The 12675-nt window shown below is 59.9% G+C and carries 10 protein-coding genes; 6 read left to right on the top strand and 4 right to left on the bottom strand.

Features of this window, described 5'->3' with window-relative positions:
- The first annotated feature begins 48 nt into the window (after window positions 1–48).
- The 4 genes from mdtD to yccS all read left to right on the top strand — a co-directional run bounded on the left by mdtD (window position 49) and on the right by yccS (window position 6664).
- Window positions 49–1476, top strand: a complete 1428-nt coding sequence (gene mdtD, locus ACQKPC_RS13295; protein WP_427625018.1) for a multidrug transporter subunit MdtD — start codon at window positions 49–51, stop codon at window positions 1474–1476.
- A 133-nt stretch (window positions 1477–1609) separates the two neighbouring features.
- Complete coding sequence (gene dbpA, locus ACQKPC_RS13290; RefSeq protein ID WP_229768771.1) at window positions 1610–2947, top strand: ATP-dependent RNA helicase DbpA; 1338 nt, start codon at window positions 1610–1612, stop codon at window positions 2945–2947.
- A gap of 131 nt (window positions 2948–3078) precedes the next feature.
- Window positions 3079–4257 (top strand): NAD(P)/FAD-dependent oxidoreductase, encoded by a 1179-nt coding sequence (locus ACQKPC_RS13285; RefSeq protein ID WP_427625017.1) that lies wholly within the window; start codon window positions 3079–3081, stop codon window positions 4255–4257.
- 223 nt (window positions 4258–4480) lie between these two features.
- On the top strand, window positions 4481–6664 hold the full coding sequence (gene yccS / locus ACQKPC_RS13280) for a YccS family putative transporter (protein WP_427625015.1): 2184 nt from the start codon (window positions 4481–4483) through the stop codon (window positions 6662–6664).
- A 145-nt stretch (window positions 6665–6809) separates the two neighbouring features.
- On the opposite strand, the gene ACQKPC_RS13275 is transcribed toward yccS, so the two are convergent.
- Window positions 6810–7547 carry a substrate-binding periplasmic protein gene (locus ACQKPC_RS13275; protein ID WP_427625014.1) on the bottom strand — a complete coding sequence of 246 codons (738 nt, stop codon included), beginning with the start codon at window positions 7545–7547 and terminating at the stop codon, window positions 6810–6812.
- 257 nt (window positions 7548–7804) lie between these two features.
- Between ACQKPC_RS13275 and ACQKPC_RS13270 the strand changes: the two genes are divergently transcribed.
- Window positions 7805–8257, top strand: a complete 453-nt coding sequence (locus tag ACQKPC_RS13270; protein WP_427625013.1) for a GNAT family N-acetyltransferase — start codon at window positions 7805–7807, stop codon at window positions 8255–8257.
- 125 nt (window positions 8258–8382) lie between these two features.
- Here the strand turns inward: ACQKPC_RS13270 and ACQKPC_RS13265 are convergent, their stop codons facing one another.
- From ACQKPC_RS13265 to ACQKPC_RS13255, 3 genes are read right to left on the bottom strand one after another with little or no spacing between them, the layout of a single operon-like run.
- Window positions 8383–8679 (bottom strand): winged helix-turn-helix domain-containing protein, encoded by a 297-nt coding sequence (locus ACQKPC_RS13265; RefSeq protein WP_008033286.1) that lies wholly within the window; start codon window positions 8677–8679, stop codon window positions 8383–8385.
- 26 nt (window positions 8680–8705) lie between these two features.
- Window positions 8706–9197 carry a M48 metallopeptidase family protein gene (locus ACQKPC_RS13260; protein ID WP_305426930.1) on the bottom strand — a complete coding sequence of 164 codons (492 nt, stop codon included), beginning with the start codon at window positions 9195–9197 and terminating at the stop codon, window positions 8706–8708.
- Window positions 9198–9242: 45 nt separating this feature from the next.
- A complete protein-coding gene (locus ACQKPC_RS13255; protein WP_427625011.1) occupies window positions 9243–11366 on the bottom strand; it encodes a putative bifunctional diguanylate cyclase/phosphodiesterase in 2124 nt (707 codons plus the stop codon).
- Window positions 11367–11681: 315 nt separating this feature from the next.
- Here ACQKPC_RS13255 and ACQKPC_RS13250 point away from each other — a divergent pair, with 315 nt between their 5' ends.
- The gene (locus ACQKPC_RS13250; protein WP_427625010.1) at window positions 11682–12350 is read left to right on the top strand and encodes a polysaccharide lyase family 7 protein; all 669 of its coding nucleotides are present in this window, start codon (window positions 11682–11684) and stop codon (window positions 12348–12350) included.
- Window positions 12351–12675 lie beyond the last annotated feature (325 nt).

The following is a 12675-nucleotide window of genomic DNA, read 5'->3' as shown; positions in this document are numbered from 1 at the left end:
TTCCCACGCGGAGCGTGGGAACGATCATCTCCGCCCACAAGAGGTCCCATGCCCAACCGCCCACCTCTCGACGCCGTCACCGCCCGCTGGGTACCGTGGGTTGTGGCCATTGCCTTCTTCATGCAGTCCCTCGACGGGACGATCCTCAACACCGCCCTCCCCGCCATGGCCCGGGACCTGGCCGAAGACCCGCTGCGCATGCAGGGCGTAATCATCGCCTACATGCTCACCGTCGCCTTACTGATCCCCGCCTCCGGCTGGATCGCCGATCGTTTCGGCACAAAAAAAATCTTCTTCGGCGCGATCCTCCTGTTCAGCTTCGGCTCATTGCTTTGCGCCTTGTCGAGCACCCTGAGCATGCTCATCGGCGCCCGGGTGATTCAGGGCCTCGGTGGCGCGTTGATGTTGCCGGTCGGTCGATTGGTGGTGCTGCGCGCGTATCCGCGCTCGGAGCTGGTGCGGATCATGGGGTTCATTACCATTCCCGGCCTGCTCGGCCCGCTGATCGGCCCGACCATGGGCGGATGGATGGTGCAATACCTGACCTGGCACTGGATCTTCCTGATCAACCTGCCGGTGGGCGTCCTCGGTTGCTACGCGGTGTGGAAATTCATCCCTGACCTGCGCGGCAGCGAACGCACGCGCTTTGATAGCCTGGGGTTTTTGCTGTTCGGCGCGGCGATGGTATTGATCACCATCGCCATGGAAGGCCTCGGCGAACTGCACCTGCCGCACTTGCGGGTGATGTTGCTGCTGTTTGGCGGCATGGCCTGTCTGGCGGCGTATTGGCTGCGGGCCGGGCACATCGACAATCCGCTGTTTGCGCCCTCGCTGTTCAAGACCCGGACCTTCGCCGTGGGCATCCTCGGCAACCTGTTCGCTCGCCTCGGCAGCGGCGCATTGCCGTTCCTGGTGCCGTTGTTGCTGCAAGTGGCGTTGGGATATTCGCCGTCACAGGCCGGGATGAGCATGCTGCCCCTGGCTGCGGCCGCGATGGTCGCCAAGTCGGTGGCGCGGCCGCTGATCGAACGTTTCGGCTACCGCGCCGTGCTGACCGGCAACACACTGGCGCTGGGGATCATGCTGGCAAGCATGGGCCTGGTCAGCGAGCAGACGCCATATTGGCTGCTGCTGGCTCAGTTGGCGGTTCTGGGGGCGATCAACTCCTTGCAGTTCACCGCGATGAACACCGTCACCCTGATCGACCTCGACGACGCCAGCGCCAGCAGCGGCAACAGTTTGCTGTCGGTGGTCGCGCAATTGTCCCTGAGCCTCGGTGTGGCCTGCGCCGGCGCCCTGCTCGGCGGCTTCACGGCAGAGATCGGCAATGACGGCGTGGACACGGTTCTGGGCGCGTTCCAGCTGACATTTGTGACGGTCGGTATCATGGCGATGCTGGCTGCAACCATCTTCTCGCAGCTTTCGCCCAAGGATGGCCGACGGATGGTCAGCCGCGAGCACGATATCGAGCACTGACCCTACGACTTCTCGTCCGGAAACTTCAGGCGAATGGCCATGAGACTGATACACTGCGCGACATTTTGTTTTGCAGGCCAGTCCCGTGACCACCATCGCCACCGCTTTTAATACTTTGCCGCTGTCCGCCGCCATGCTGGCTAACCTCGACTCCCTCGGTTATGCCCAGATGACGCCGATCCAGGCGCAAAGCTTGCCGGTGATCCTCAAGGGGATGGACCTGATCGCCCAGGCCAAGACCGGCAGCGGCAAAACCGCCGCCTTCGGTATCGGCCTGCTGAACCCGATCAATCCGCGCTTCTTCGGTTGCCAGGCGCTGGTCATTTGCCCGACTCGCGAGTTGGCTGACCAGGTTGCCAAGGAAATCCGTCGCCTGGCCCGTGCCGAAGACAACATCAAGGTGCTGACCCTGTGTGGCGGCGTGTCTTTCGGCCCGCAGATCGGCTCGCTGGAGCACGGCGCGCACATCATCGTCGGCACTCCTGGGCGCATCCAGCAGCACTTGCGCAAGGGTTCGCTGGTGCTCCATGGCCTGAACACGCTGATCCTCGACGAAGCCGACCGCATGCTCGACATGGGTTTCTACGATTCCATCGAAGAAATCATCGCCCAGACCCCGGAGCGCCGCCAGACCCTGCTGTTCTCCGCCACGTACCCGGTGGGCATCAAGCAACTGGCGTCGAAATTCATGCGCACCCCGCAGATCGTGAAGGCCGAGGCGTTCCACGACGATACGCAGATCGAGCAGCGCTTCTACGAGATCTCTCCGGAAGAGCGTATGGACGCGGTGGTCAAAGTCCTCGCGCATTTCCGTCCAGCTTCCTGCGTTGCCTTCTGCTTCACCAAGCAGCAGGTTCAGGAAACCGTTGATCACCTGACCTCCAAAGGCATCTCCGCCGTCGGCCTGCAGGGTGATCTGGAACAGCGTGACCGCGATCAGGTATTGGCCATGTTCGCCAACCGCAGCACTTCGGTGCTGGTTGCCACTGATGTTGCCGCGCGCGGTCTGGACATCGATATGCTGGACATGGTGATCAACGTCGAACTGGCCCGTGATTCGGAAATCCACATCCACCGTGTCGGCCGTACTGGCCGCGCCGGGGAGAAAGGCATTGCGATCAGCCTGGTCGCGCCGTCCGAAGCCCACCGCGCCCAAGCCATCGAGCAGCTGCAGAAGTCGCCGTTGAGCTGGGATCAGTTGGACAACCTCAAGTCCCAGGGTGGCGCACCGCTGCTGCCGGTGATGAGTACGCTGTGCATTGGTGCGGGCCGTAAAGACAAGGTTCGTCCGGGCGACATTCTCGGCGCACTGACCGGCGACGCCGGCATCCCGGGCGCCCAGGTCGGCAAGATTGCGATTTTCGACTTCCAGGCTTATGTGGCCGTGGAGCGCGGGATCGCCAAGCAAGCCTTGCAGCGCCTGAACGACGGTAAAATCAAAGGCCGCTCGTTGCGCGTGCGCATCCTCTAACCTGATCGTTCCCACGCTCTGCGTGGGAATGCATCCCGTGACGCTCCGCGTCACATAACGGCGGACGCAGAGCGTCCATGGCGGCATTCCCACGCAGAGCGTGGGAACGATCATTGTGTGAGGACACCGTTTTGCGCTCTACCGAAGTCGTGATCATTGGCGCTGGCGCCGCAGGGTTGATGTGTGCGCTGACCGCCGCCGGGCGCGGGCGCAAAGTGATGTTGCTTGACCATGCGAACAAGGCCGGCAAGAAAATCCTCATGTCAGGCGGTGGCCGCTGCAATTTCACCAACATGTACACCGAACCGGGCAATTTCCTCTCGCAGAACGAGCACTTCTGCAAATCCGCCCTGGCGCGTTACACCCAGTGGGATTTCATCGGTCTGGTGGCCAAACACGGCGTGCCGTACCACGAGAAGAAACTCGGCCAGTTGTTCTGCGATAACAAATCCAGCGACATCCTCGGCCTGCTGCTCGACGAGTGCGATCAGGTCGGCGTCAGCCTGCACCTGGACACCTCGATTCAGACCATCGAGAAGCTTGAAAGCGGTTATCTGCTGGATACCACGCTGGGCCAGATCACGTGTGAATCCCTGGTGATCGCCACGGGCGGCTTGTCGATTCCGACCCTCGGTGCCACCGGTTTCGGTTATCAAGTGGCCAAACAGTTCGGTCATGACTTGCTGCCGACCCGCGCCGGCCTCGTGCCGTTCACCATCACCGATCAGCTCAAGGAGCTTTGCACCGAACTGTCCGGTACGTCGGTGGATTGCCTGGTGAGCTGCAACGACCAGAGTTTCCGTGAAAACATCCTGTTCACCCACCGAGGCCTCAGCGGGCCGGCGATCTTGCAGATTTCGTCGTTCTGGGAATCCGGCGACACGGTGGAAATCAATCTGATGCCGGATCACGACGTGCCGACCTGGCTGCAACTGCAGCAGGCCGAACGTCCCAACAGCGAGTTGAAAACCCTGCTCGGTGAAATCTTCACCAAGAAGATGGCCAATCTGCTGGCGGACAACTGGTTCGCCTCCAAACCGATGAAGCAGTACACCCACGCCGAACTGGCGGACATCGCCGAAAAACTGGCGAACTGGAAAGTCGTGCCGGCCGGCACTGAAGGCTATCGCACTGCCGAAGTAACCCTGGGCGGCGTCGACACTCGCGAAGTGTCGTCCAAGACCATGGAATCGCTGAAAAGCCCAGGGCTGTATTTCATCGGTGAAGTGCTCGATGTTACCGGGCATCTGGGCGGATTCAATTTCCAGTGGGCCTGGGCCTCCGGTTACGCCGCTGCGCAGTACGTCTGATCGAACCAATAACCTGTGGGAGCGAGCCTGCTCGCGATAGCGGTCTGACAGTCGACATAAATGTTGAATGTACCGACCTCATCGCGAGCAGGCTCGCTCCCACATTCGTTATGCATTGATCTTTAAAGGAACAGATTTTGCTGTCAGATGTGATCGGCGCCATTGCGTCGGCGTCATTAGTGGCTCAATTTAGCGTCATTGCCTCGGAAGGCCTTCGCACTTCATGTCATCGACCACATTTCGGCAGTCTCTGCGCCGCCTCTGGGCGCTGGATAAATTCAGTTACAGCGTGCGGGTATTCATCGCCCTGACCGGCAGCATGGCGCTGTGTTGGTATCAGGATGAAATGGGGCTGCTGATCCCGTTGTTCCTGGGGATCATCGCCAGCGCCCTGGCCGAAACCGACGACAGTTGGCAGGGTCGCCTCAACGCGCTCGCAGTGACGCTAGTGTGTTTCATGGTCGCGGCCCTGTCCGTCGAACTGCTCTTCCCCTACCCCGTCCTCTTTATCATCGCCTTCGCCCTGGCCAGCTTCTGCCTGACCATGCTCGGCGCGCTGGGCGAACGTTATGGCGCGATCGCTTCAGCGACGCTGATTCTGTCGGTCTACACCATGATCGGCGTGGACCAGCGCGGTGGCGCGGTCACTGATTTCTGGCACGAACCGGTGCTGCTGGTGGCCGGTGCGGCCTGGTATGGCTTGCTCTCGGTGCTGTGGCAGGCAATGTTTTCCAACCAGCCGGTGCAGCAGAGCCTGGCGCGGTTGTTCCGTGAACTGGGTTATTACCTGAAACTGAAGTCATCGCTGTTCGAACCGATCCGGCAGATGGACGTGCAAGCGCAGCGCCTGGAACTGGCCCAACAGAATGGTCGGGTGGTGGCAGCCCTGAACGCCGCCAAGGAAATCATCCTGCATCGGGTCGGCGACGGTCGGCCGGGGGTGAAAGTCAGCCGTTATCTGAAGCTGTACTTCCTCGCCCAGGACATTCACGAGCGCGCCAGTTCCTCGCACTACCCCTATAACGCGCTGGCCGAAGCGTTCTTCCACAGCGACGTGCTGTTCCGCTGTCAGCGCCTGCTGCGCCAGCAAGGCAAGGCTTGCCGCGCGCTGGCCGAATCGATCCAGATGCGCCAGCCGTTCACCTATGACGCAAGCTTCGCCGAGGCTCTGAGCGACCTGCACGCGTCCCTCGAACACCTGCGTATCCAGAGCAATCCGGCCTGGCGCGGTCTGCTGCGTTCGTTGCGAGCGCTGGCCGCCAACCTCGGCACCCTCGACCGTCTGCTCAGCGACGCCAGCAATCCCGATGCGCTCGCAGACGCCACCGACAGCAGCTTGCTCGACCGTTCGCCACGCAGCCTCAAGGATGTCTGGATACGCTTGCGCACGCAGCTGACGCCGACCTCATTGCTGTTCCGCCATGCCCTGCGCCTGCCCCTGGCATTGAGCATCGGCTACGGCATGGTGCATTTGATCCACCCGTCGCAAGGTTACTGGATCATCCTCACCACGCTGTTTGTCTGTCAGCCAAACTACGGCGCCACCCGCCGCAAACTCGGGCAGCGGATTATCGGCACCGCCATCGGCCTGACCGTGGCTTGGGCGTTGTTCGATCTGTTTCCGAATCCGTTGATCCAGTCGAGCTTCGCCATCGTTGCCGGGGTGGTGTTCTTTACCAACCGCACCACCCGCTACACCCTGGCGACTGCCGCGATCACGCTCATGGTGCTGTTCTGCTTCAACCAGGTGGGCGATGGTTATGGGCTGCTTCTGCCGCGGCTGTTCGATACCTTGCTCGGCAGTCTGATCGCCGGGCTGGCAGTATTCCTGTTCCTGCCGGACTGGCAGGGGCGACGCCTGAACAAAGTGCTGGCCAACACCCTCACCTGCAACAGCATTTACCTGCGCCAGATCATGCAGCAATACGCCGCCGGTAAAAGCGACGACCTGGCTTATCGCCTGGCCCGACGCAACGCGCACAACGCCGATGCCGCGTTGTCGACGACGCTGGCCAACATGCTGATGGAGCCGGGGCATTTCCGTAAGGAAGCGGACGTCGGGTTCCGTTTCCTGGTGCTGTCACACACCTTGCTCAGCTATTTGTCGGGGCTGGGGGCACACCGCGAAACCCAACTACCCACGGAGGTGCGCGAGCATTTGATCGACGGCGCCGGCGTGAGCCTGGCTGCCAGCCTCGACGAAATCGCCCAAGGCCTGGCGAGCAAACAGCCGATTGCGATTCAGAGTGATGAGGAAGAAGCGCTGGCCAATGGACTTGAGCAGATGCCGGATGAGATCGATGAAGGGCAGCGTTTGGTGCAGACGCAACTGGCGTTGATTTGCCGGCAGCTGGGGCCGTTGCGGACGTTGGCGGCGCATCTCATTAAAGACACTAGCGAAGCCTGAGATTTGTGGTGACTGGGCGGGCCTCATCGCGAGCAGGCTCGCTCCCACATTGGATCTGTGTCAGGCACAGATCCGCGATACACCGCAGCCCTTGTGGGAGCGAGCCTGCTCGCGATGAGGCAATCAGCCACACCACGAAACCCGCTCACATCCCATGCTGCTTGAGCAACTTCTCATAACTTCCATCAGCCTTCATCGCCGCAATCTCACGGTCGAAACCGGCAACAATCTGTTCATGCTGCGGGTTCTTCAGGCTCACCAGAATATGCAGGCTGTTCTCGCTCAACGGCTTGGGCAAAAACTCCACGGCATTGCGCACTTTGGATGACTCCCGAGAAAGGTAATACCGAGCGACAAACTCGTCTTCCAGAGTCAGCTTGACCCGGTCGGCCGCGACCATGCGCACGGCCATGGCGAAGCTATGCACCGGTACTTTCTGCAACGACACATCGTCATCGAACTCGTGCGAATAGGCATAACCACGTACCACCGCTATCGGGAAGGTATGCAGTTGTTGCAAGTTGCTGAATTCGATCGGCGTGTCTTTGCGCTTGAGAAAGCGCACGCGATTGAGCAGGTACTCGCCGGAAAACTGCCCCAGCTTCGTGCGCTCATCGGTGTACCAGGCGTTGACCAGCACGTCGTAACGCCCCTCGCCTACCCCAAACAAGGCTCGCGCCCACGGCACCTGTTCGAAATCACTGCCATAGCCGGCCCGGGCCAGCGCGGTGCTAACGATGTCTGTGGCCAGTCCGCCATTGACCAGCGTGGCGTCGGTAAAGGGTGGCCAGGCATCGGCTACCAGGCGCAGCTTTTGCGCTGCCGCACTCTGTGCCAGCAACAACAATCCAATCAAAGCAAACGCTCGATGCAATCGCGGCATGCCAGAAAATCCTTAGCGGGCGGGCTGCCCGACGTGTTTTCAGCCAAAACTCCAAGGCCCCTTTAGCGGCGAAACCCAGGTCCTAACATTAGCTTATCGACGACATTGCACAGCGCTGCATCGCAGATTACACAAAGAAGACAATCTCGCGAGAAATGAATAATGGCATTTTGGCCTTTGTCACAGATTTCTTTGCCATAAAGACATCCCGCCTCAGGACGCTTAGTATCGGAGCACGTTGTTCAAGGAATCTGAAGATGACAATCGATTGGGTCTGCAAGCACCACAGCGATCTGGGTAAAGAGCAGCTTTATGCCATTTTGCAGCTGCGCGCCGAAGTGTTCGTCGTCGAACAGAAATGCGTCTATCAGGACATCGATGGTCAGGACCTGGAAGGTGACACCTGCCATTTGATGGGCTGGGATGGGGATCGTCTGGTGGCTTACCTGCGCTTGCTCGACCCGGAGTTACAGGGCGGCGATGTGGTGATTGGCCGGGTGATCATTGCTCCCGCTGCACGCGGCACCGGGCTTGGGCATGAGTTGATGAGCCAGGCGTTGAAACAGGCCGCCAAACGCTGGCCCGAAGTGCCGATCTACCTCTCGGCCCAGGCGCATTTGCAGGGGTATTACGGGCGGTACGGATTTGTGGTGGTGGGTGAGGAATACCTGGAGGATGACATTCCGCATATCGGGATGCGTCGTTCCTGAGGGTCCTATCGCGAGCAGGCTCGCTCCCACTTTGGACTTATGGTGTGAACCCTATCTATGTCACACAGAACCCACTGTGGGAGCGAGCCTGCTCGCGATGGCGTCAGCTGAAGCAGCGCAGGAATTCAGGGGTATTCCAACACCGCTTTGATCTGCCGCAGATTGCGCTCGATCCACCCCCGATCAATCGCCCCCCACTCGCGAATCCGATAGCGCCCCGCATGGTTGCGCGCGCCTTCTTCCTGCTCGAACTCACAAACGATATCCAGATCCGCCAATGCCGCGATGGTGTCCTGGGCCGTGCGCCGAGGCATGCCGGTGACGTCGGTCAACGCCGGGACGCTGCTGGCCAGCCCGCTGTCGATCAGGTACGCCACGTACAACCGGCGGTAGAAGCTGCTTTTGGTCTTGCTCACGTCCATCCATGCGCTCCTTATTGGAAGATCTTCTATTGCATATCCCGCCACGTCAGGTACACCCGCAAATCGAACTCCACCTGGTGATACCCCGGCAACATGTGTTCGCACAGCTTGTAGAACGCCTTGTTGTGATCCGACTCTTTGAAATGCGCCAATTCATGCACCACGATCATTTTCAGAAACTCGGAGGGCGCGTCCTTGAACAACGAGGCCACGCGAATTTCTTTCTTGGCCTTGAGCTTGCCGCCTTGCACCCGGGAAATCGCGGTGTGCAGGCCGAGCGCGCGGTGGGTCAGGTCCAGACGGTTGTCGAACAACACCTTGTCGATCGCCGGGGCGTTGCGCAGGTATTCCTGCTTGAGGTCCAAGGCATAGGTGTACAGCGCCTTGTCGCTCTGCACCCCGTGCTTTTCCGGATATCGCTGGCTCAGGTAGTCGCCCAGCCGACCTTCGGCGATCAGCTGTCGCACCTGGTCCTGCAACGTAGCGGGATAGGCCTGGAGGTATTTCAACGCGGTCATTGGGGCGGCAACACGAGTCACGAAAAGGCCGCCAGTATAACGAATTCAACTCGTCAGCGCGCTCCAGTCGAACGGCTCGACAAAGTGACGGGTGTCCTCGGCCATCAACGGCCGCGCGACCAGAAACCCCTGCACATACTGGCAACCGTTGGCTTGCAGCCATTCATATTGCTCCACGGTCTCCACACCTTCAGCGATGACTAGCAGGCCGAACTGTTTGCACAAGTCGATCACACTGCGCGCCAGCGCTGCATCCCGTTCGGATCCCGGCAACCGGGCGATCAAATGCCGGTCGAGTTTGAGCGTGTCCAGTTCGAGGTCTCGCAGATGTGCCAGCGAACAAGCCCCGGAACCAAAATCATCCAGCGCCACCCGCACTCCCAAATTGCGCAGCAAACGCAGCTGCTTGCGGGTTTCGTCGGGGTTAAGCATCAAGGCCTCTTCCGTGACCTCGACCTCCAGCTGCCGCGGTTTCAAACCATGACGGTCCAGCACCTGGCGCAGCTCGGTGACCAGGTTGGGCAATCCGAATTGCGTGCTGCTCAAACTGACGCCCAGCACCAGATCTTCGGCAAACAAGGTTTCCCAGGATTTTCGCTGTTTGGCCCCACGATGGTAAATCCAGCTGCCCAGGCGACTGATCAACCGCGCCTCTTCCAGCAACGGCAAAAACAGCCCCGGCGGTACATCGCCAACACTCGGATGCTGCCAGCGCAGCAACGCCTCGAACCCGCGAATCTGCCCGTCGGCAATGGCCACCTGAGGCTGATACACCAGGTTGAAATCACGGTTCTCGATGGCCGTGCGCACGCTCTCTTCGAGCATCAGCCGCGAGCGCGCCCGGCCATTCATTTCGTGATCGTAGAAGCGATATTGCTGACGCCCGGCACGCTTGGCTTCGTACATGGCGATGTCGGACGCCCGCATTAACCCATCGAGATTGGCCCCACAATCGGGGTAAGTGGCAATGCCGATACTGGCGCCCAAGGCAATGTCCATGCCTTCGATTTGCTGACAGATCGACACCCGCTCGATGAGCTTCTCGGCAATCTTTGCCGCATGCTCGGGGAGCTCAAGATCCAGCAGCGCGGTGAACTCATCACCACCCATCCGCGCCAGAATATCGAAGGGCCGCAGACACGCCTTCAGTTGCTCGGACACCCAACGCAACACCCGGTCCCCAGCATCGTGACCAAGGGAATCATTGACCCGCTTGAAGCCGTCGAGGTCCAGGTACAACAGCACCCACGTGCTATCGGAGCGTTCGCCGCGCAGCAGCAGGTTTTCAACGGTTTGATAGAAACCCCGGCGATTGAGCAGCCCGGTCAGTGGATCGGTCACCGCCTGAAACTCCAGCTGCTGATGCAGATGGTGCACCACCGACATGTCCAGCACCGTCACCACCATGGCACGTTGTTCGGTGGGCAAAGGCGCGCAGGACAACGCCACCGGCACTTGCTGACCGGGCGCGGTACGCAGCAACGCATCGTGCAAACGCAGGGTTTCACCGCGCTTGTAGCCGGCAAACAATTCGGAGTCGGCCCAGATCGGGATGTGCGGTTTTTGCAGGAAATCCAGAAACTCTTTGCCTTGCAGTTCGTGCACCGTGGCATTGAGCAGGCGAGACATCGCCGGGTTGGCAAAACGAATCAGTCCGTCCTCGCCCACCACCAGAATGCCTTCGGCGGCGTTATCCAGCACCGAGGCATTGAAGGCACGAGCGACTTCCAGGTCATGGCTCAACTGCTGCAAGGCACGGCGATTACGCTGATGCTCGAGCAGGGCCTGGACTTTGGGTTTGAGAATTTGCGGGTCGAACGGTTTGAACAGGTAATCCACCGCGCCACTGGCGTAGCCCTTGATCACGGCGTCCTGGGATTGTTCGTTGGCGGTAAGGAAAATAATCGGCGTGAGTCGGGTTCGCTGGCTGCCACGCATCAGGCGCGCCACTTCGAAACCGTCCATACCCGGCATCTGCACATCCAGCAGTACCAGGTCGACATCGTGTTCGAGTAACAGGCTGAGCGCTTCAAACCCGGAAGCCGCGGTGAATACCTGCCAGTCCTGGCGCTGTAACAGCGCGCGCATGCTGATCAGGTTTTCGGGGTAATCATCAACAATTAAAAGGATTGAGCTGCCTTCAGCTGGCATAGGTTGTGCGCATTCCATGCTGCATCTCTTGTTCGTGACCTCAGGCCGGCCTCTTGTGAAAACCGGACACATAATGCGACTTCACTCTAGACCCGGATCCGCAAAAGCAGAAGCTACCGGAGTGCCGTCACTTCAGTAAGTTTCACATAGCCGACTAACGGTCAGTCCTACAGCCCCCGTAAACCGGGAAAGATGGCATTTCGACAGGATGTTGACGTCAACCATCTGCCAAACGGGCATTAACAAACAACCGTTCTACGCTTATAAAGACTGCCCGAAGGCGCGGGCTAGAGCTTCTGGCACGTGCGTACAGAACAAAGTGGAAGCTTGAATATGATCGATCTCGCAACCTGGAACCTCAGCGTTCCTGTCGGCAGTCCGCCGTACACCGTTGAAACAACCAAACTGGTGGACGGCTTCAAGGATCAGTACTTCCACTCCGACACCGGCACCTTGTTTTTCTGGGCCCCGGTAACCGGCACCCGCACTGAAAACGCGATATACCCTCGCACCGAACTGCGCGAAACCTACAGCAATGGCACGCTGAAAAACTGGTACTACCCCGCCGCAGACAACTTTCTGCGTGCGACCCTTACGGTCAGCAAGGTACCCAGCACGGGCAAGATCGTCATTGGTCAGATCCATGCCTACAAAAGCCAAAAGCCCATGGTGAAGCTCGAATATCAATACAAGGACTCCAGCGAGACCGGAAACATCGTCGCCAAAGTCCGCATGCACCCCGACGACGACACCGCCCGGGTCATCACCATCGCCACCGGCATAAAACTTGATCGGGAGTTTTCCTACCTCATCCACCTCAGCCCCGGCGGTGCATTGGGCATCAGTGCGGCGGGCTACCAGTGGGACACCGACATCAGCGCGATGTGGCGTGATAAACCGCTGTACTTCAAGGCCGGCGTCTACGTGCAGGACAACACCGGATACACCAGCGAAGGCGGGGAAGTGACGTTCAGCAAGCTGGATATCGATCACGACACCTAATCCCTAAAAGATCGCAGCTTTGTGGCGAGGGGGCTCGCCCCCGTTGGGTTGCGAAGCAGCCCCCAAACCTGTGCGATACGCCGCGCCGGCCGGTTTACGACGGCTACGCCGCCGCTCGGGACGGTGCGGCGTTCCGACAAGCCCCCAGAATAATTCCCCCCCGTAGGAGCTGCCGAAGGCTGCGATCTTTTGATCTTCAGCTCCGAAAACCTCGCAGGAATCCACCCATTGTGGCGAGGGAGCTTGCTCCCGTCGGGCTGCGCAGCAGTCCCTCTTTTTGGGGGGCCGCTTCGCGCCCCAACGGGAGCAAGCTCCCTCGCCACAG

It is taken from the genome of Pseudomonas sp. NPDC089918 (assembly GCF_050280605.1).
Classification (GTDB): domain Bacteria; phylum Pseudomonadota; class Gammaproteobacteria; order Pseudomonadales; family Pseudomonadaceae; genus Aquipseudomonas.
Note: the sequence above shows the minus strand (reverse complement) of the source record. Positions and strands in the feature narration are given on the sequence as shown.